18 protein-coding genes are annotated in these 20121 nt (G+C 67.9%); 8 read left to right on the top strand and 10 right to left on the bottom strand.

Translation table 11 applies throughout. The features are described from left to right. The first annotated feature begins 190 nt into the window (after positions 1 to 190). From ACYVKA_RS14190 to ettA, 4 genes are all read left to right on the top strand, one after another. The gene (locus tag ACYVKA_RS14190; RefSeq protein ID WP_460706386.1) at positions 191 to 418 is read left to right on the top strand and encodes a hypothetical protein; all 228 of its coding nucleotides are present in this window, start codon (positions 191 to 193) and stop codon (positions 416 to 418) included. 5 nt (positions 419 to 423) lie between these two features. Then, positions 424 to 693, top strand: coding sequence for a hypothetical protein (locus ACYVKA_RS14185; protein ID WP_460706384.1), 270 nt, complete (start codon positions 424 to 426; stop codon positions 691 to 693). A gap of 260 nt (positions 694 to 953) precedes the next feature. Beyond that, positions 954 to 1409, top strand: coding sequence for a single-stranded DNA-binding protein (locus ACYVKA_RS14180; RefSeq protein ID WP_460706382.1), 456 nt, complete (start codon positions 954 to 956; stop codon positions 1407 to 1409). Positions 1410 to 1515: 106 nt separating this feature from the next. After that, the gene (gene ettA, locus ACYVKA_RS14175) at positions 1516 to 3198 is read left to right on the top strand and encodes an energy-dependent translational throttle protein EttA (protein ID WP_394276359.1); all 1683 of its coding nucleotides are present in this window, start codon (positions 1516 to 1518) and stop codon (positions 3196 to 3198) included. A gap of 131 nt (positions 3199 to 3329) precedes the next feature. On the opposite strand, the gene ACYVKA_RS14170 is transcribed toward ettA, so the two are convergent. Then, positions 3330 to 3620: a hypothetical protein gene (locus ACYVKA_RS14170; RefSeq protein ID WP_460706380.1), complete on the bottom strand. Its 291-nt coding sequence runs from the start codon at positions 3618 to 3620 to the stop codon at positions 3330 to 3332. A 466-nt stretch (positions 3621 to 4086) separates the two neighbouring features. Beyond that, entirely contained in the window at positions 4087 to 4389 is a 303-nt protein-coding gene (locus tag ACYVKA_RS14165; protein ID WP_460706378.1) for a thiol-disulfide oxidoreductase DCC family protein, read from the bottom strand. A gap of 26 nt (positions 4390 to 4415) precedes the next feature. On the opposite strand from ACYVKA_RS14165, the gene ACYVKA_RS14160 reads away from it, so the two are divergent. Beyond that, complete coding sequence (locus tag ACYVKA_RS14160; RefSeq protein WP_460706376.1) at positions 4416 to 5708, top strand: MFS transporter; 1293 nt, start codon at positions 4416 to 4418, stop codon at positions 5706 to 5708. Between the two features lie 2 nt (positions 5709 to 5710). On the opposite strand, the gene ACYVKA_RS14155 is transcribed toward ACYVKA_RS14160, so the two are convergent. The 5 genes from ACYVKA_RS14155 to ACYVKA_RS14135 form a co-directional block, all read right to left on the bottom strand. Further along, positions 5711 to 6043: a putative quinol monooxygenase gene (locus ACYVKA_RS14155; RefSeq protein ID WP_460706374.1), complete on the bottom strand. Its 333-nt coding sequence runs from the start codon at positions 6041 to 6043 to the stop codon at positions 5711 to 5713. 32 nt (positions 6044 to 6075) lie between these two features. Next, positions 6076 to 6819 carry a DsbA family oxidoreductase gene (locus tag ACYVKA_RS14150; RefSeq protein ID WP_460706372.1) on the bottom strand — a complete coding sequence of 248 codons (744 nt, stop codon included), beginning with the start codon at positions 6817 to 6819 and terminating at the stop codon, positions 6076 to 6078. A gap of 662 nt (positions 6820 to 7481) precedes the next feature. Beyond that, a complete protein-coding gene (locus ACYVKA_RS14145) occupies positions 7482 to 8291 on the bottom strand; it encodes a hypothetical protein (RefSeq protein ID WP_460706370.1) in 810 nt (269 codons plus the stop codon). Between the two features lie 303 nt (positions 8292 to 8594). After that, positions 8595 to 11516 (bottom strand): FAD-binding and (Fe-S)-binding domain-containing protein, encoded by a 2922-nt coding sequence (locus ACYVKA_RS14140; protein WP_460706367.1) that lies wholly within the window; start codon positions 11514 to 11516, stop codon positions 8595 to 8597. Positions 11517 to 11520: 4 nt separating this feature from the next. Then, positions 11521 to 11976 carry a MarR family winged helix-turn-helix transcriptional regulator gene (locus ACYVKA_RS14135; RefSeq protein ID WP_394275149.1) on the bottom strand — a complete coding sequence of 152 codons (456 nt, stop codon included), beginning with the start codon at positions 11974 to 11976 and terminating at the stop codon, positions 11521 to 11523. A 105-nt stretch (positions 11977 to 12081) separates the two neighbouring features. Here ACYVKA_RS14135 and ACYVKA_RS14130 point away from each other — a divergent pair, with 105 nt between their 5' ends. Further along, a complete protein-coding gene (locus ACYVKA_RS14130) occupies positions 12082 to 13935 on the top strand; it encodes an AMP-dependent synthetase/ligase (RefSeq protein ID WP_460706365.1) in 1854 nt (617 codons plus the stop codon). 4 nt (positions 13936 to 13939) lie between these two features. Then, entirely contained in the window at positions 13940 to 14812 is an 873-nt protein-coding gene (locus ACYVKA_RS14125; protein ID WP_460706363.1) for an acyl-CoA thioesterase, read from the top strand. A gap of 52 nt (positions 14813 to 14864) precedes the next feature. On the opposite strand, the gene ACYVKA_RS14120 is transcribed toward ACYVKA_RS14125, so the two are convergent. Further along, positions 14865 to 16553, bottom strand: coding sequence for a glycoside hydrolase family 13 protein (locus ACYVKA_RS14120; protein WP_460706361.1), 1689 nt, complete (start codon positions 16551 to 16553; stop codon positions 14865 to 14867). A gap of 134 nt (positions 16554 to 16687) precedes the next feature. On the opposite strand from ACYVKA_RS14120, the gene ACYVKA_RS14115 reads away from it, so the two are divergent. After that, positions 16688 to 18670: an OPT family oligopeptide transporter gene (locus tag ACYVKA_RS14115; RefSeq protein ID WP_460706359.1), complete on the top strand. Its 1983-nt coding sequence runs from the start codon at positions 16688 to 16690 to the stop codon at positions 18668 to 18670. A 150-nt stretch (positions 18671 to 18820) separates the two neighbouring features. On the opposite strand, the gene ACYVKA_RS14110 is transcribed toward ACYVKA_RS14115, so the two are convergent. Then, positions 18821 to 19720, bottom strand: a complete 900-nt coding sequence (locus tag ACYVKA_RS14110) for a hypothetical protein (protein WP_460706357.1) — start codon at positions 19718 to 19720, stop codon at positions 18821 to 18823. After that, entirely contained in the window at positions 19720 to 20025 is a 306-nt protein-coding gene (locus ACYVKA_RS14105) for a hypothetical protein (RefSeq protein WP_460706355.1), read from the bottom strand. Before ACYVKA_RS14105 ends, ACYVKA_RS14110 begins: the two co-directional genes overlap by 1 nt. Positions 20026 to 20121: the final 96 nt, after the last annotated feature.

Below are 20121 nucleotides of genomic sequence, written 5' to 3'. Positions count from 1 at the left end.
GCATCCGCACACTGCTGGTGACGACCAGCAGGGTCGTCGACGAAGGGAGACATCACTGCTCACGCCGGAAGTCTGATCAATTCAGCCCAGGTTCAACGGCGTGCGTCCGGCAAGGTCGGATGTTGCCGGGGGCAATCGCACACCAGTCCAAGGCCTTGTCCATGCGATATTCGCAAGGTAACTTGTTGTCATGGACGAGCCGATCATCGCCGCCTCGGCACTCAAGCACGGTCTCGGTGAAGAAGAGATCCTGCACGCATACCGCAACCCGATCCGTGCGTGGGACCTCGGCGACGGGTTCACGATGATCGTGGGTGCCAACCAGGCGGCGATCATCCTTGAGGTCGGCTACATCCAGGGCTCCACGGCCATCGTGATCGTCCACGCGATGCGGGCCCGCGAGAAGTTCCTGAGGTGATGACGATGCCCCGTACTGTCGACGAGATCCTGGCCCATGCGGACGAGTTGGCCGCGCGCTTCGAGAACTACGAACCCAGCGAGGCCGACGAGCTCGACATCACGGCCGTCAGGGCCCTCTGTGCAGCCGTGGCCGAGCAGTCTGCCGCTGAGCGGCACGTGCTCGAAGCGGTTCGCACCGCGCGCCAGGCAGGCATGTCCTGGAATGCGATCGGAACCTTTGTTGGAACGTCCGGCGAGGCTGCGCGGCAGCGTTACATGGCGAAGGTCGCCTGAACGGTCCGTTGGGCGCGCCCTGCGGTCAGTCGACCCGCGGCACCGGTGGGCAGCTGGGGGAGCGCCCAGCTCGCCGCCGTCACTGTCAGACCTCTGTACCCCTGACATCTTCAAGACCACCTGCATCGGGTGGGTTGTCCACAGCTGCCGGGCGCCGAGGATTCGTCCACAGCCCCGGCTGACGGTGATCCTGACACGTAGCCAATCCCCACACTCCTGGTGATGACCAGCGGGGTCGTCGACGACGAAGGAGGGCGACCATGCAGGACGCACAGATCAGCATGACCGGCAATGTCGGCACCGAGGTGGAGATTATGAGGGGCGAGGGATGGGCCTTGAGCCGCTTCCGCCTCGCCTGCACGCCCCGCCGCCTGCGGCAGGGGGAGTGGAGCGACTTGGAAACGAACTGGATTGGAGTCAACTGCTGGGGCCGGATGGCCGAACACGTCCAGGCATCGCTGCACAAGGGCGACCCGGTGGTGGTCGTCGGTCGCCTTCGCACGTCGGCCTGGGTGGACAAGGAAGGCCAGCGCCAGGAGCGGCTCGTGGTGGAGGCCAGCAGCCTCGGGCCGGACCTGTCGCGGTGCCGCAGCACGGTGGAGCGCATCGCGGCCATGCCGCGGACCGAGACCACCCCGGACGGGGAACGGGTCGACCTGGACACGGGTGAGGTGCTGGAGGTCCCGCAGGAGTCCCAGGAGGAGGTGGAGGGCTGACGACGGGTCCAGGGGGCAGCGCCCCGAGCTGGCATACTGGACGTTGACTTCTGGCTCCCTTCCGAGCCGGATACACCAGACCTCGAGCGAAGGACGTCTGCCACCCATGGCTGAGTTCATCTACACCATGCACAACGTGCGCAAGAAGATCGGCGACAAGCTGATCCTCGACAACGTCACCCTCTCCTTCTTCCCCGGCGCCAAGATCGGCGTCGTCGGCCCCAACGGCGCCGGCAAGTCGACCATGCTGAAGCTGATGGCAGGCATGGACCAGCCCAACAATGGCGAGGCCCAGCTCATGAAGGGCGCCTCGGTGGGCATCCTGCTGCAGGAGCCGCCGCTGACCGAGGACAAGACGGTCCTGGAGAACGTTGAGGAGGCCGTCGGCGAGATCAAGGGCAAGCTCGACCGCTTCAACCAGATCGGCATGGAGATGGCCGAGCCTGACGCCGACTTCGACGCCCTGATGGCCGAGATGGGCGAGCTGCAGACCGACCTGGACAATGCCAGCGCGTGGGACATCGACGCCCAGCTGGCCCAGGCCATGGAGGCTCTGCAGTGCCCGCCCGGCGATACCCCGGTCAACGTCCTGTCCGGTGGTGAGCGTCGTCGGGTCGCGCTGTGCAAGCTGCTGCTGGAGGCCCCCGACCTGCTGCTGCTCGACGAGCCCACCAACCACCTCGACGCGGAGAGCGTGAACTGGCTCGAGGGTCACCTCAAGACCTACCCCGGCGCCGTCCTGGCCGTCACCCACGACCGCTACTTCCTGGACAACGTGGCCGAGTGGATCTGCGAGATCGACCGCGGACGCCTGCACCCCTACGAGGGCAACTACTCCACCTACCTGGAGACCAAGCGCAAGCGCCTGACCGTCGAGGGACAGAAGGACGCCAAGCGCGCCAAGATCCTCGAGAAGGAGCTGGAGTGGGTCCGCTCCAGCCCCAAGGCCCGCCAGGCCAAGAGCAAGGCGCGACTGGCCCGCTATGAGGAGATGGCTGCCGAGGCGGAGCGCAACCGCAAGATCGACACCTCCGAGATCAACATCCCGGCCGGTCCCCGCCTGGGCAACACGGTCATCGAGGTGGACAAGCTCAAGAAGGGCTTCGGCGACCGCGTCCTGATCAACAACCTGTCCTTCAGCCTGCCCCGCAACGGCATCGTCGGCATCATCGGCCCCAACGGCGTCGGCAAGACCACGCTGTTCAAGACCATCGTCGGCTTCGAGCAGCCCGACGACGGCTCGGTGAAGGTTGGCGAGACGGTGAAGTTCAGCTACGTCGACCAGAACCGTTCCGGCATCGACGGCAGCAAGAACGTGTGGGAGGTGGTCTCGGACGGGCTCGACTTCCTCAAGGTCGGCAACTTCGAGATGAACTCGCGCGCCTACGTCGCCAGCTTCGGCTTCAAGGGCCCCGACCAGCAGAAGCTGGCCGGCGTTCTCTCCGGCGGTGAGCGCAACCGCCTGAACCTGGCGCTGACGCTGAAGCAGGGCGGCAATGTGCTGCTGCTCGACGAGCCCACCAATGACCTCGACGTCGAGACCCTCTCGAGCCTCGAGGACGCCCTGCTCGAGTTCCCCGGCTGCGCCGTCGTGATCTCCCACGACCGCTGGTTCCTCGACCGCATCGCCACCCACATCCTGGCCTGGGAGGGTGACGACGAGGACGAGAGCAAGTGGTTCTGGTTCGAGGGCAACTTCGCCGACTACGAGGCCAACAAGATCGAGCGTCTGGGCGCCGAGGCTGCGCGTCCGCACGCCAGCAAGCACCGTCGCCTCACGCGCGACTGATCACACGGCTGGCTGAGCCTCTCGCACGCACGACGGCCGGGCTTGTCGAGATCCCTTTGGGCTCGACAAGCCCGGCCGTCGTGTCATTTCCGAGCCCGTCGCCCTTTCGTTCCCCGAGCCTGTCGGGGGGATCACGCGGCCAGTTGGGCCAGCTCCGTGATCGTCGCGAGGCTGGTGCGGCGGCAGCCACCCAGTAGTGGCGCCCCGGCCTGGCTCCACTGCGGCACCAGGGCGGCAAGAAGACCCCTCACACAGCACAGCAGGGCGAGAAGGAAGGCGCCCAGCTCGCGCAGGAATGCTGTCGACATCGGACTGTCCAGCACCGCCGCATCAGGCCCTGACCACCACGCCACGGAATGGCTCTGCTGGTCGGGGAAGAGCAACCAGGAATGTCCCGAACGCACCAGCCACCAGACCTCCATCGGACCCTTGGGATTGGGGACCAGCCATCGACGGACGACCGCATCCCGGTCGAGGAGCAACTCACGCCGCCCTCACGCCGTCCTCGCGCCGTCAGGGCGGCCACGGACCCTGGCCCAGATCCACGGTGCCCCGGAGCGCCAGCGGCAGCAAGAGGTAGAAGGTTGCCAAAGCCCACCATGAAGCACCTAGGAACAGCACTGCCGTGCCAACACCGTCGAGCGGTCACCGACCGGTTCCGGACTGCGCGCCCCGAAGCACACCGCGTAGATCGGTACGAAGATCACGCCGAGGCGAATCGTCCACATCCGAATCGTGTCCCACAAGGATTTCCCGACGGCCTCTCCGCACGCCAACATCCAGTTGGGGTCCATGTCCTTCATGGGAGTACGCCGTGGATCATGGCCTGGGCCCGGGCATCCGACAGGCCGCTGTGCCGCCCGGCAACTCGTGGCGGTGCGTGGCCACCTAGCGGTAGACGGGATTGGCAAGCCAGCGCACCGGGGTGTGACAGAGCAGCAGCCCGACGGTGCGCAGCGGCTGCGGACCGGTGGCCAGGGCACGCCCGATGGCCGCGGCACCGTGGGTGACGGTGCCGTCGTCGGCCACGAAGGGGATCTCCCGGAGGGCCCGTTCCTCATCGATTCCCGATGCCTGCAGCAACTCCGGTGTCATGGGCTCGACGCTGGCGTGAAGGCCCCGCCCCTCGAGCCAAGCGGCGCATCGCGTGCAGAAGCCACAGTCCGGGTCGTAGAGCAGTCGGCCAGTCATGGGGCCAGTGTGGCACCATCATCCGCGTGAGTGACAGACGCGGCTTCCTGCTCGACACCCGGCCCTTCACTGCGTCGCGGCACTTCACCTGGATGTGGCTGGGTGCGCTGGTGGCCGGCGTCGGCAATGCGCTGACCGCGGTGGCCGTCGGCCTGCACGTCTACGAGTTGACCCACTCGACCTTCGCGGTCTCCATGGTGGGTGTCGCGGCGTTGGTGCCCACGCTGTTCGCTGGACTCTACGGCGGAACCATCGTGGACCGCTTCGACCGTCGGCTGGTGGCCCTCGCCTCGGCCGTCCTGGCCTGGCTGGCGACCGCCGCAATCCTGCTGCTGGCCGTGCTCGAACGCGAGACCATCTGGAGCCTCTACATCCTGTCCGCCCTCAACGCCATGGGCGCCACCCTGGTCTCCGCGTCGCGGCAGGCCATCATCCCCAACCTGCTCGAGCCCGAACTGCTGCCCGCCGCCGGCGCCCTCAACGGGATGAGCATGGGGCTGGTGGTCACCCTCGGCCCGGCACTGGCCGGACTCCTGGTGGCCCGCCACGGCTTCGCCATCACCTACGGGCTGGACCTGCTGCTCTTCTGTGGCGCCTTCCTCGGCCTGGCGGCCCTGCCGACGATGCCGCCCGAGCCGGGAGCCGAACACAAGACCTGGGCTGCGATCCGGGAGTCCTTCCGCTACATCCGCTCAACGCCCGTGGTGGCGATGAGCTTCATCGTCGACATCGTGGCCATGACGCTGGGCAATCCGCGCTCCCTCTTCCCGGCTCTTGGCACGGTGGTGATTGGTGGGGGAGCCGTGAGCGCCGGGCTGCTGGCAGCGTCGTCGGCCATCGGTGCCGTGCTGTGTAGCCTGTTCAGCGGTCGCATCGTCGGCTGGAAGCGGCACGGACGGGCGGTGAACCTGTCGGTGATCGCCTACGGCGTGTTCACCGCCGGACTGGGGATCGTCGCCCTCCTGGTGCACACCGGGCACTGGCCGGGCGGCGTGGGCAGTCCCGATCGGCTCAACCACTCCGCCCTGGCCGCGTCGATGCTGATGCTCTTCGGCATGGGCGCCAGCGACAACGTGTCCGCGATCTTCCGCAACACCATCCTGCAGCAGGCCGTGCCGGACAACATTCGCGGCCGGATGCAGGGGATCTACATCATGGTGGTCACCGGTGGTCCGCGCCTGGGGGACCTCTTCGTCGGGCTGGTGGCGCTGGGTGCCGTGTGGGCGCCGCCGCTGGTGGGTGGCCTGGCCATCACCGCAATGGTGGCCGCCCTCATCCGGCTGGTGCCGGTCTTCCACCACTACGACGCGACCGCCTGAGTTCACTTGCCGTCGGGCATCTCGATCTCGCCCAGCTCGCTCCAGTCGTCCTGGGGAATCTCGTAGGAGATGACCTTGGGGCGAGTGGCGGCGTACTGGCCCTGCTCCTCCATGGCCTTCTTGAAGTGCTCGCTGTTCACGTGCGCGGCGCCGGCCTCGCCATCCCTGTAGGCCTCGATCAGGATGTACTCGCACGGGTTGTCGACGCTGCGCGACCAGTCGAACCACAGGCAGCCGGGCTCATTGCGGCAGGCCTCGGTGAACTCACGGGCGAGCGACATGAAGTCGTCGGCGTACTCGGGCTTGACGTCCCACTTCACGGTGATGGTGATCATGTCCACCAGCCTGCCAGATGGTGGGAAATCGTTCAGTCGCAGCCGTTGGGGCCACAGGCCGGCCCGGACGTTCCAGTCCCGTCGAGGCCCGGCACCGGCAGCGACTGGACCTGCGGGTGCAGCTCTGTCCAGGCCTGGCTGAGTGCCTGCGCGAAGGCCTCGGCCGGCTGGGCGCCGGAGATGCCGTACTTGTTGGCCAGCACGAAGAAGGGCACGCCCTGGATGCCGAGGTGGCCGGCAAGGTTGATGTCGTTCTGGACGGCCTGGTCGAGCTTCTCGGCCACCGGGCCGTCGCCGACTGCCAGACGTGCGGCCTGCTCGTCGAGCCCTGTCTCGGTGGCCAACCGGACGAGCACCTCGGCGTCCCCGATCGACTCCCCGTCGGTGAAGTGGGCCCGGAACAGGGCCATCTCGAGACGCTGGGCCGTGTCACCGTCCTGGTCCTCCACGCGGGCGGCATGCAGCAGGCGGTGGGCGCGGCGACTGTTCGCCACGGCAAGCGACTCGAAGTCGAAGGTCAGGCCCTCGGACTCGCCGGCCGCAGCGACCTGCTGGAAGATCTGGCGCACCTGTTCCTCGGGCATGCCCTTGGACCGGGCGAGGTACTGGGCCTCGGTGCCGTCGAAGGACTCGGGAAGGGCCGGGTCGACCTGGAAGCTGTGCAGTCGGACCCTGACCTGCTCCCGGTGCTCGAAGCCGTCGAGCACGCGCCGGAAGCGCGTCAGTCCGATGTAGCACCACGGGCAGGCAATGTCGGACCAGATGTCGATCTCCATGGCCGCTGCAACCAGCCAGGAACCTGCTTTGTTCCCGTCGGGGCTGCGACCAGCCCACGCACGACTGTGGCGACCCTTGCGCGTCCCTGGAAGCGCTGTGTCAGAGCCATCCGGTGGAATGTGGGTCAGGGACGAGAGGACGCAATGAGGCTGGTCCACGTGGACGGCTCCGGCGCGCAGCGCTCCGGGATCATCTGCTTCAGCTGGGCGGGGGTGGTCGATGACGACTGGGCGCAGGTACTGGGGCGTTGACTCGACCATCGCGACGCGCATGCACTGGTGGTGATGGACGGCGGCGGTACCGACACCGGCCATGTCACCGCGCACCGGGCGCTGTGACCCGGCCGGCGACGGGTCCTGGAAGACCCGATGTTCCAGCACTCCGACCGCAGCCAGTGGCTCCAGAGGCCGACATGGTGGCCTATTCCGCCTATCAGCAGGTGCTGGCGCATCCGTGGAAGAGCTTCGCCCGCCACTGGTACCCGATGCTGCGTGGCAATGACGTGCTGGGCGGCCCATGGCGGCTCTGAATCCCAGGCTGACAAGAACGGGCTGCAGGTGCACGGGCCCGGAGGAGAAGCTGGACCCGTTCCCCTGTATGCACAGAAGGGGTCCGCAGGTCCACGGTAGGTCGGATCGGTGACCGGCCCAAGCGGACGCCGTCAGCCCACGCCGTGGCGGGGGAGGAGCTCTTTGGCACCGGCCATCACCCGCACAGCCTGGCGCACCTTCGCGGCCGTGGGGCGGCGCAGGCGCACGAAGATCCAGTACCCCTTCACGTCGAGCCGGTGCACCCGCTGGTCGTAGAGGTATTCCATCAACCGCGGGCTGGTCACCTCATGGCCAACGCGCTCGTCGGAGGAGCGCACGGCGAAGTCGTCGGCGAAGTCGAGCCATTCGGTGGTGACGGTGCCGCGCTTCACCAGCGGGCGACGGGCAAAGTGCACGCGGTCGGGGACAGGCCGCTGCAGGGGGAGCATCACCACACAGGCCAAGCCCGCTTCGTCGACTCCCACGAAGCGCGTGCCGTCGACCTCGCCACGGAACATGCCCCAATACTGGCTTGCCGGCCGGATCTTCCACAGGAAGAAGAGCACTTCCCGATCCACCGGTGTGAACCTCCAGCCGCCGTCGAGCACGTACTGGGGGTCGAATTCGCCGATGGCGTGGGTCGTGACCTCAGGGTAGGGCGGGTCGACGGCCCACGCATCCAGCTCGCCGCTGGCCAGGCGCCGTTCAACGAGCTGGTGGAAGCCCACCAGCCGTCGAGCCACGCGATCGGCACGGGACATGGGCTGGGATGCCACCACATGCCGCCCGTCGATCCCCAGCGTCAGCGCGCTGCGACGCCCCTGCTGCTCGAGCCACTCCCAGGCCCCGGGGTCCAGCAGCGCGGTGGCCATCGACTCGTCGACGCAGTGCACCCGCCAGGTGCGACCGTCATAGGGGTCCTCGTCGGCCGGGAGGTCCACCTGGACCAAGGGGGGGCGGGGGTCAGCTCGCCGACCGCCTCGAACAGGTCATTGCCCACCAGAAAGGGCAACAGCGGACGGGAGAGCTCCACCGCCATCATCGAGGCCACCACGGCCACGTAGGGCAGCTGGGTGTCCGGATTGATGGCGATGCCCCGCCCGTTGAGCCCGAGCACCTCCACACCGTCCACCTCCACCCGCCTGTTGGCCACCACGCCGTGACCGGCGGAGCCTGGATGGACCGACGGGACCTGCCGGGTCGCCGTCTCCTCCCACCGCAGCCTGCGCCGGAACCAGAGCATGTCAGCGGTGGGCCGCGATGAGCTCGCCCAGCGTCATGGCATCGCGCGCCTCAAGGTCCTTGACCTGCTTGCGGCAGCTGAAGCCGTCGGCCAGCACGATCGCATCGGGGTGCTTGTGCAGGGCGGGCAGCAGGTCGTGCTCGGCCACCTTCACGCTCACCTCGTAGTGACCCTTCTCGACGCCGAAGTTGCCGGCCAGACCACAGCAGCCGCCCAGCGTGATGACCTCGGCGCCGGTCCGCTCCAGGATGGCGGCATCGGCGGCCCAGCCCAGCACCGACGCATGGTGGCAGTGCGGCTGCGCGATGACGGTGTGCCCCGAAAGGTCCGGGAGCTCCAGGTCCTCGACGGTGGACAGCAGCTCCGCCAGCGTGTGGATGCCGTCTGCCACCGGCTGCACCCGCTCGTCGCCGTGCAGCAATTCCTTGGCGTCGCTGCGCCAGACCGCCAGGCAGCTGGGTTCCAGGCCCACCACCGGGATGCCCGCGGCGACGATCGGGTGCAGCACGTCGAGGGCGCCGCGCAGCTGGCGACGGGCCCCGTCCAGCTGACCGGTGGTGATCCAGGTGAGCCCACAACAGGCCATCTCCTGCAGCACCCGCGGCTCGAAGCCGGCCTGAACCAAGGTCTGCACCAGTCCGGCGAGCTGGTTGCCGACGAAGGCGTCGGTGAAGGAGTCCACCCAGATGACGCACTGCTTGCCAGGGGCGACGCCACTGCGAAGGCCCGGCCTGGTCTCCGGCTCCTGCTGCTCGGGGTGCTCATAGGGCGTGGGCGCGGTCTCGTCGGCGTGCTGCGCCTCGGCGGGAGTTCCCGCAGTCGGTCCGGTCGCCTCCGGGATCGTCGCCGCACGGTCCTTGAACTGCGCCCGGGCGCTCCCGTCCACCCGGAACTCGGGCATCGGGCGTCGCTGGTCCACACCAGCAGCCAGCCGCACCAGGTGCTTCAGCCCCGGCAGCTGGGTGCCCAGATTGGCGACGGCGCCCACCCCGGGAACCTTGGTCACCAACCGGCCCCAGCGCGGCAGCCAGCCCAGCGCGTAGTGGCTCATCGGACGAAGCCGTCCCTTGTAGCTCTCGTACAGCACCCGCGACTTGTAGGAGGGCATGTCGATCCCCGTCGGGCAGTCCGACGAGCAGCCCTTGCAGCTCAGGCAGAGATCCAGCGCCTCGTGCACCTCGGGCGAGCGCCAGCCCTGGCTGACCAGCGAACCGTTGACCATCTCCTGCAGCACGCGGGCGCGGCCACGGGTGGAGTCCTTCTCGTCGCGGGTGGCCTGGAAGCTCGGGCACATCACGCCACCTCCGGCCGTGGAGTCGGCCAGGCACTTGCCGACGCCGGTGCACTGGTGCACGGCGGTGACGAAGTCCGGGTCCTCGGTGCGCAGCGGGGAGGTGACCGTGGCCGCCACCCGGATGCTGTCCTCGACGGGAACCGGGTCGACCAGCACGCCCGGGTTGAGCAAGTTCTTCGGGTCGAAGAGCTGCTTGACCTGACCGAACAGGCCGATCGCCTCGGGGGAGTACATGGCCGGCAGCAGCGCCGAGCGGGCGCGTCCGTCGCCGTGCTCGCCGCTCATCGAGCCGCCGTGGCTGGCGGCCAGTCTGGCCGCCTCCTCGACGAAACGGCGGTAGGCGGCGGGCCCCCCGGGCCGGTCCAGCGGGAAGTCGATGCGGCAGTGGACGCAGCCGTCACCGAAGTGGCCATAGGGCAGTCCCTGCAGGCCGTGCTCGGTCAACAGCGCGTCGAAGTCGCGCAGGTAGTCGCCCAGCCGCTCGGGCGGTACGGCGGCATCCTCCCAGCCGGCATAGGCCGGGTTCTCCAGGCTCACCCCGGCCAGGCCGGCGCCGTCGGCGCGGATCTTCCACAGCTGCGCCGCCAGGGCCGGATCGTCGACCACCCAGCCCTCAAGCGCATCGCAGTCATCCACCAGCGCCTCGCAGCGGGCGCGCACCTCGGCGCGGTCCTCGCCGACCAGCTCGACGAAGACCCAGCCGTCACCGCGGGGCAGCTCGGGCAGGGCGGAGCTGCCGTGCTGGCGCTCCACCACCTCGTAGATACGACGGTCCATGCCCTCGCAGGCCACAGGGGAGTGCTTGAGGATGGTGGGCATCTCGTCGGCGGCCTCCGGCATCGACGGATAACCCAGCGCCACCATCATGCTCACCGGGGCGTCGGCCACCAGTCGCACCGTCGCCGACGTGATGACGCCCAGCGTCCCCTCGGTGCCGCTGAAGAACTTGGCGACGTCGAAGCCCTTCTCCGGCAGCAGGTGTTCCAACGAGTAGCCGGAGACCTGCCGGCTGAAGTGCCCGAACTCGGTGCGGATGGTGCCCAGGTTCGCGGCCACCAGCTCCCGCAGGCCCGGCAGGGGGCCGAGTTCGTCGGCGCCCTTCTCGAGGTGCAGCAGCTCGCCGGTGCCGGTGAGCACGTCGAGGGCCACCACATTGTCGGCGCTTCGGCCATAGCCCAGGGCGCGCGGGCCGCAGGCATTGTTGCCGATCATGCCGCCGATCGTGCACCGAGTGGCGGTCGATGGGTCGGGGCCGAATCGCAGCCCGTGCGGGCGTGCCGCCACCTGCAGCGACTGCTGCACCACACCCGGCTGCACCACCGCGGTACGGGCCTCGGGATCGATGGTGCCGATGGCATTGAGGTGGCGGGAGACGTCGATGACCAGGCCCTCGCCGACCGCATTGCCGGCGCAGGAGGTACCGGCGCCCCGCGCGACGATCGGCAGCCCCACCTCGAGGGCGGCGCGGGTCACCGTCACCAGCTCGTCGACGGTCCGCGGCCGAGCGACGGCCTGCGGCACCACCCGGTAGATGGAGCCGTCGGAGGAGTAGAGGGCCCGGGTCAGAGTGCCCGCATCGGTGCAGGCGGCGGTTCCCGGCTGGGTTAGGAAGTCGTCGAGCGTGGTCACACGCTCAGTCTTGCACCGCCATCACGGCCGTCATCACCCGTCCCAGCGCCGCGAAGTCCTCGGGAGCGCAGGCATCGACGAGGATGCGGCGCACCGCCGCGACGTGCGAGGGGGCGGCGCCGACCAGAAGCTCATGGCCCGCCGGGGTGAGCACCGCGACCACACCGCGCCGGTCCTCGGGGGCCGACGTGCGCTCCACCCAGCCCGACTTCTCCATCCGGCTGACGGCATGGGTGAGGCGCGAGCGGGACTGGTGCACCATGTCGGCCAGCTCGCTCATCCGCATCCGCTGGCCCTCGGCCTCGCTGAGCACCACCAGGATCTCGTACTCGGCCAGGTCGAGGCCGTGCCGGCGCAGGTCCTGGTCGAGGTAGTTGTCGACCCGGGCAACGGCCAACAGATAGGTGCGCCAGATCCGTTGCTGCTCTGCGTCCAACCAGCGGGTCTCACTCGTGTCCATGGGTTGATCATAATGAACAGGAGCCCGGCCCGGACGCTGGATGGGTAGCCCCCGGGCAGCCACCAGTAGGATTTGTGCTCGACACGAAAGGCTGGTGAGGCGTCGATGACGCTCCAGGAAGAGATAGGTCAGGCGTGTGCCCCGAGCATCGCGCAGATGCTGGTGGACCGGGTGGAGGCGACGCCGGACGGCCTGGCCTTCCTGGTCCCCGACCGCGCGCCCGAGGGGCCCAACCAGTGGGAAGAGGTCAGCTGGGCCGCCTTCGGTGAGCAGGTCGACGAGCTGGCGGCAGGGCTGCTCTCGCTCGGCCTGGCCCCCGAGGACCGGGTCGCGATCAGCAGCCAGACCCGCTACGAGTGGATCCTGGCCAGCCTGGCCACGCAGACCGCGGCTGGTGCCGTGACCGCCATCTACCCCAACACCACCGACCACGACGTGCTGTACATCATGCAGGACTCGGCTTCGGCCGTCCTGGTGGCCGAGAACCAGGCACAGGTGGCCAAGGTCCAGCTGCACGACGACGAGCTCTACGACCAGGTGCGCCACATCGTCATCATGGACGACGACCGCACCGCCGCCGAACGCGTCGACCAGCGCGTGCTCACCTGGCAGCAGCTGCAGGAGCGGGGCCGCACGCTGCTGGCCGAGCAGCCCGAGCGGCTGCGGGAGGTGGTGACCGGGATCGAGCCGCACCATCTGGCAACCCTGATCTACACCTCGGGAACCACCGGCCGTCCCAAGGGAGTGGAGCTCGACCAGCGGGCCTTCGCCTTCGTCGCCAATGGTGTCGCGCACATGGGCATGATCGACGCGACCGACCGCCACTACCTGTGGCTGCCGCTGTCCCACGTCTTCGGCAACTGCCTGGTGGCAGTCCAGCTGGCGCTCGGCTTTTCCACCGCCGTCGACGGCCGCGTCGACCGGATCGTCGCGGGTCTGGGAGAGACCCGACCGACCATCATGTGCGGCGCCCCGCGCATCTTCGAGAAGGTGCGCGCCGCCGTGATCACCGCCAATCCGACCTCGGGCGTGAAGTCGAAGGTGGCGCAGTGGGCCTTTGCCGTCGGACGCGCCTCACGCCCCTACCGGCTGGCCGGCAGGCCGCTGCCCAAGAGGCTCGCCGCCCGCTATGCCCTGGCCGACCGGCTCGTGTTCAGCAAGCTGAAGAAGACCATGGGCGGCAACATCCGCTTCCTCATCTCGGGATCGGCCAAGCTGTCCAGCCAGGTGCAGGAGTGGTTCTACTCGGCCGGGATCACCGTCATCGAGGGCTACGGCTCCACCGAGACCACCGCCATCGCCTTCCTCACCCCCCACGGCCAGCCGCGCTTCGGCAGCGTCGGCCCGGTGCTGCCGGGCCTGGAGGTGAAGATCGACGACGACGGCGAGGTGCTGCTCAAGGGCCCCACCATCTTCCGCGGCTACCATGGCGCGCCCGAGAAGACCGCGCAGGTCTTCGACGAGGACGGCTGGTTCCACACCGGCGACCTGGGCGAACTGGACGGCGACGGCTACCTGACCGTCACCGACCGCAAGCGCGACCTGATGAAGACCTCCGGCGGCAAGTACGTCGCCCCGCAGAAGGTCGAGAATGCCATCACCGCCAACATCCCCTATGTCAGCCAGGCGGTGGCGCTGGGCGAAGGCCGCAAGTACATCGTCGCCCTGGTGACCATGGAGCGCGAGGCCCTGCTGAAGTGGGGCCGCAACCACGGCCATCCCAATGCCAGCTACGAGGAACTCACGCAGCTGCCCGAGATCAAGGCCTCGATGGACCGCTTCATGGCCAAGGCCAACACCCGCCTGGAGCGATGGGAGACCGTCAAGCGTTTCGCCATCCTGGACCACGAGTTCAGCGTCGCCGACGGCGGCGTCACCCCCAGCATGAAGGTGCGCCGCGGGGTCATCGCCAAGAAGTACGCCCACGTGGTCGACTCGCTCTACGACGCGGAGGACTGAGCCGGTGGGATTCCCGACCGCGGTGGTCGAGGTGCCCCTGCGCTGGGTGGACCTCGACCTGCAGGGCCACGTCAACAACTCCATGGCGGTGGAGTACATGCAGGAGGCCCGCGCCGGGCTGATGGTCGACACCCCGGTCGAGCACCTGATCGGCGGGGGAGTGGTGGTGGTGGGCCACCAGGTGGACTACCGTCGCGCCATCGCCTTCAGCCGTGAGCCTCTGCAGGTGCGCATCGGCATCACCCACGTGGGCGCCTCGCGCTTCGACCTGGCCTATGAGCTGGTGCAGGAAGGCCAGGTGTGCGTGAGCGCCACCAGCCGCATGTGCCCCTTCGACTTCGCCAGCCAGCGCCCGCGCCGGCTCACCGCCGACGAGCGGGCCTGGTTCGCCGGAGAGGCCGAGGAGCGTGAACCGATGCCGCCGTTGACGGCACCGGCGCTGGAGGGCCGTGGCCACGTGCATCTCGTGCAGGTGCGCTGGGGCGACCTGGACCGTTACGGCCACGTCAACAACGTGCGCTACTTCGACTACGTTCAGGAGGCCAGGATCGACGCCACCACCTCGGTGGACCCCGCCATGGCGCGCGACGGCGGCCAGACCCGGTGGGTGGTGGCCCGGCAGGACATCGACCACCTGGCCCAGATCGACCACCGCCCCGAGCCCTTCGCGGTGCACACCGCCGTCACCGGCCTGGGACGCACCTCGATCCGGCTCGCGGCCGAGATCGTCGACCCGCTGGGCGGCAGCGTCCTGTGCCGGGTGCGCACCGTCCAGGTGTGCACCGACGCGCAGGGCACCAAGCGGGAGCTGCCCGAGTCCTCCCGCGAGGCGCTGGGACGCCTGCTGGTCGGCTGGCACCGGTCCGTCATGCAGTGAGGGCCTGCCATCCCGACCACGGGGTGGCAGGCCCTCACTGCGTTGGCGAGGCTCAGACCTGCAGCCAGGCCGCGGCATCGGCGGGCAGCTGGCCGTCGACGAGCTTGACACTGGAGACCAGCACCTGCCCGTAGAGGGCCACCGGCTCGTCGCCGAAGTTCACCACGCACCGCAGGCCCGGCTCCCGGGTGAAGCTGAGCACCTGTTCGGGCGCCTCGTCCCAGGCCATCAGGCCGTCGCCCAGGGCCTGGTGCTCGTGCCGCAGCCGCAGCAGTTCGCGCACCAGTTCCAGCATCGAGGCCGGATCGTCCTGCTGCTTCTCGACGGTCCACGGAGCCCAGCTGGCCGGCTGGGGGAGCCAGGGCTCGCCGTCGGGCTGCTCGGAGGCCCAGCCGAAGGGCGGCTCGTCGCCGGTCCACGGGATCGGCACCCGGCAGCCGTCGCGGCCACGCACCGTGTGGTTGGAGCGCACCCAGGTGGGGTCCTGCAGGACCTCCTCGGGCAGGTCCTCCACCTCGGTCAGGCCCAGCTCCTGTCCCTGGTACAGGTAGGCCCCGCCGGGCAGGGCGAGCATCAGCATCACGGCGGCCCGGGCACGGCGCCGGCCGAGCTCCACGTCGGTGAGCTGGTCGGCGAAGCCCTCCTGCCAGTGCGGATCGTCCTCGTGGGCCAGCGTGCTGTAGCGGCGGCCCGACTTGGCCTTGCCATAGCGGCTGGCAACCCGCATCACGTCGTGGTTCTCCAGCACCCAGATGGTGGGGGCACCGACCGCCGCGTGGCCGTCGATGCCGGAATTGATCGCCGTGCGCAGGCTGGTGGCACTCCACTCGGAGGTGAGGAAGTCGAAGCAGAAGGTGGTGTGCAGCCGGTCGGGCCGCACATAGTCCACCAGGCGGTCCAGCGGCAGGTAGGCCTCGCTGACGAAGATGCGCTCGCCCAGCTCGGTGCCGGCATAGCTCTCGGCGATGGCGCGCCAGCGGCGCTGGATCTCGGCCAGGCCGGGCTGGTCCCACATCGGGGCGCCGACGGTCTTGGTCACCTCGCCGAAGCCGGTCTTCGGGTCCATCGGGACGTCGGGCCAGCTGAGGTCCTTGACGAGGCTGTCGGCGACGTCGATGCGGAAGCCGTCGACGCCACGGTCGAACCAGAAGCGCAGCACCGAGTCGATCTCGGCGCGCACCTGTTCGTTCTCCCAGTTCCAGTCGGGCTGCTCCGGGGCGAACATGTGCAGGTAGTACTGGCCAAGGGTTCCGTCAGGGTTGGTGGTGCGCTCCCACATGGACCCGCCGAACAGCGCGCCCCAGTTGGTGGGGGGCTCGTCGCCGTCGGGGCCCTTGCCGTCGCGGAAGACGAACAGGTCGCGCTCGGGGGATCCGGGCTGGGTGGTCAGGGCCTTCTGGAAGAGCGGGTGGTCGATGGAGCAATGGTTCGGCACCAGGTCGATCAGCACCCGCAGTCCCAGGGCGTGGGCGGTCTGGACGAACTCGTCGGCCTCGGAGAGGGTGCCGAAGTCGGGGTGGATGTCGCGGTAGTCGCTGACGTCGTAGCCGCCGTCCCACAGCGGCGAGGGGTACCAGGGTGAGACCCAGACGGCGTCGACCCCCAGTTCCTTGAGGTGGGGCAGGCGCTCGATCATGCCCCGTACATCACCGGTGCCGTCGCCGTCGGCGTCGGCGAAACTGCGTGGATAGATCTGGTAGGTGACGGCATGGCGCCACCAGTTCGGGTCCTGGAAAGTCACCGGTCAACCCTAGTCAGTGGCACCTACCGGGTGGAAACCCGCAGCTGGGTGTCACCTGTGTGCACTGCTCACCACTCGGCGACGTAAGATCTTGCGGTCGCGTACCTCAAGTGCGCCTGCAACAGGAGATCTTCGTGTCCACATCCACCACAGCGCCGGTAGGACAGCCAGACAGGGCCAGCATCAAGGAGCTGACCCTGCGCGGTGTCATCATCGGCGGCATCATCACGCTCGTGTTCACCGCGGCGAATGTCTACCTCGGGCTCAAGGTGGGACTCACCTTCGCCACCTCGATCCCGGCCGCCGTCATCTCGATGGCGATCCTGCGGATGTTCCACGACCACACCATCGTCGAGAACAACATCGTCCAGACCATCGCGTCCGCCGCCGGCACGCTGAGCGCGATCATCTTTGTCCTGCCCGGCCTGGTGATGCTCGGCTACTGGCAGGGTTTCCCCTACTGGACCACCGCCGCCGTCTGCTTCTTCGGCGGTGTGCTGGGCGTCATGTACTCCATCCCGCTGCGCCGCGCCCTGGTGACCGGCTCCGACCTGCCCTACCCGGAGGGCGTCGCCGCCGCCGAGGTGCTGCGCGTCGGTGACTCCGCCGAGGGCGGCCAGGAGAATGCTCAGGGCCTCAAGGTGATCATTGTCTCCGGCCTGGCCGCCGCCGCCTTCACCATCATCGCCAAGATGAAGCTCGTCGCCGAGGGTGTCCAGCACGTCTTCCGCGTGGGCACCGGCGGAACCATGGTCGGCTCCAGCCTGTCGCTGGCGCTGATCGGCGTCGGTCACCTCGTGGGCATGACCGTCGGCATCGCCATGGTCGTCGGCCTGCTGATCAGCTATGGCGTCATCCTGCCGATGATGACCCGAGGCCAGCTCGACCCGGCCCTGCCGCTGGCCGACGGCGTGAAGGCCGTCTTCTCCAGCGACGTGCGCCTGATCGGCGCCGGCACCATGGCGGTTGCCGCCGTGTGGACCCTGGTCAAGATCATCGGCCCCATCATCAAGGGCATCAGCCAGTCCCTGGCCGCGCACCGCCAGGCCAGCGCCGACCTCGCCATCGAGGAGCGCGACCTGTCCATGAAGGTGGTCATCGGCACCACCCTGGCCTCGATGCTGCCCATCGGCGCGCTGCTGTGGCTGTTCACCCAGGGCACCCCACTGGAGGGCAACTCCACCGGCCTGGTGATCACCTCGGTGCTCTTCGTGCTGCTGGTCGGACTGTTCGTCGCCTCGGTCTGCGGCTACATGGCCGGCCTCATCGGCGCCTCCAACTCGCCCATCTCCGGCGTCGGCATCATCGTCGCCATCGCCGCCGCACTGCTCATCAAGGGCGTGCACGGCGCTGGCACCGGCGAGATGACCGAGGCGCTGGTGGCCTACACCCTGTTCACCACCGCCGTCGTCTTCGGCGTCGCCACGATCAGCAATGACAACCTGCAGGACCTCAAGACCGGCCAGCTGGTCGGCGCCACCCCGTGGAAGCAGCAGGTCGCGCTGGTGATCGGCGTGGCCTTCGGCTCGGCGATCATCCCGCCGGTGCTGGGCGTCATGAACACCTCCTTCGGCTTCGCCGGCGCCCCCGGCGCCGGCCCCGGAGCGCTGGCCGCCCCGCAGGCCTCGCTGATCTCCACCCTGGCCAAGGGCGTGCTCGGTGGCGGCCTGGACTGGAAGCTGCTCGGTCTGGGCGCCCTGATCGGCTGCGTCGTCATCGCCATCAACGAGGTGCTCGGCCTGACCAGCAAGGGCCGCCTGGCGCTGCCTCCGCTGGCCGTCGGCATGGGCATGTACCTGCCGATCAGCCTCACCCTGATGATCCCGATCGGCGCCCTGCTGGGCCTGTTCTACGACAAGTGGGCCAACCGCACCGCCAACCCGGAACGCTCCAGGCGGATGGGCACCCTACTGGCCACCGGCCTGATCGTCGGCGAGAGCCTGTTCGGCGTCATCTACGCCGGCATCGTCGCCGCCACCGGTTCCGAGGAGCCGATGGCCGTCATCACGAGCAAGGCGTGGGCCAACCCGGCCCAGCTGGCTGGCATCGCGGTCTTCGCCGCGCTGGTCGCCGCGCTGTACGTGTGGACCAGGAAGAAGGCCGTCGAGAAGGCCTGACCGCCCAACCCGGACCCGACGGCCGAGCCTGTCGAGGCCCCTCGACAAGCTCGAGAACCGCACGAGAAGGCGCCCCCACCATCGCGGTGGGGGCGCCTTGCGACCTGAGTGAGCGAATACCGCTGACGGAGGGTTCGCTCTAGAATGGCGCTAGGTCGTTAGCCAGTTCCTGATGTTCCCTGTCTGTGAATCAATCGCGACTAGGACTTCGCGGTTCTTTGCAGCGCGTTGGCGAGCTAATTCCCAGCCTGCAGTATAATCGCTCGATCTCTTCACCGCTCGCTGCCGCGAATTTCCGGGGCGATACTCAGCCCAGGTCGTCCCCTCGAAAGTCAGTGTGCGCACGCATGGGAGCGTGAACTTAATCTTGCGTGTTCCCTGAGTCACTCGCTGGGGGAACTGTCTTAGGTACTGGCTTCCAACGACATCGAAGCTCAAGGCAACTTGCAAAATTTGAGCTGGCATTGCATTTAGCACTGCAAGGGGAGTGCCTAGCATGGACTCATGTGCGGCCTCGTGTCGAGCATCCGCGGCTGCGGTGAAGAGTGCCTTGATGCTGCCGTTGCGCATCTGATCCTGAGCGCGCCAAAATTGGGTCATTTCACCCCAGGGATCCTTTGAACCCAGCATTGCAAGAATACTCGCAATATCTGTTTCAGAGTAGTTGGAGCTCCTCTTTGCGAAGGCTAACTGGTGCGACTTGACCACGGTTGTGTCGAAAGTGGCCAGCGAAGCGCTGACCTCTCGAATTATCTGACGAGACCCTAGGGAGTCATGACTCATGGCATAGGGTAGGCAAGACACGGCGCGCTTGAGAAAAGGAATCGCGTCGTCGGGAAAGTGCTTGGCTGAAACCCGCTGTTGATCCAATTCATCGGACCATTCCCTGCCTCGGTCTTCGATAAAGCGTTCGAGTGACTGGAAGCATGAAACTGCGACGCCCCGCTGGAGCGTATCCAAAAGAGAGCGATTCAATCGACCCGATGCGATCTCTTCAAGGGAAACTATGCAGACATCGGTGCGATCGATAAGATCCTCGATGGAGGACATTATTCTCCTCGAAGAATAGCCTGCATGGTCTCCACGCGGAGACGCACCTTCACGGGGTTGTTAGTGCCTTGCCGGACGCTATTGTCGAACTTGGCATCGTGGAAGGCTTGTTGGGTTCGTTCCATGAGATCGACGGTCGCCCACTTTTCCCTATTGATGCTGTCGACGGCTATCATCTGGGCTTCGTAAAGCGCTCCCAAAGTCTGGTTTCTCCAAGACCTTTGGGCTGGGTCCCAGCGCTGAAAAGCGTGTTCTCCCCAGAGTTCTTGGCACGATGAGATGGCGGAATTGAAATCCATTTCCATGTCCGCCAGTATGCGGCTATTCGCACTTGGCCGTGGTGCCTTGGCTGGTCAAGCGGTGTTGCCGCGCCCGGTGGGCGCTGCGGAGCAGGATACGGG

Source organism: Luteococcus sediminum, assembly GCF_054783495.1.
The sequence above is the reverse complement of the archived record's forward strand: the minus strand, read 5'-3'. Positions and strand labels throughout refer to the sequence as shown.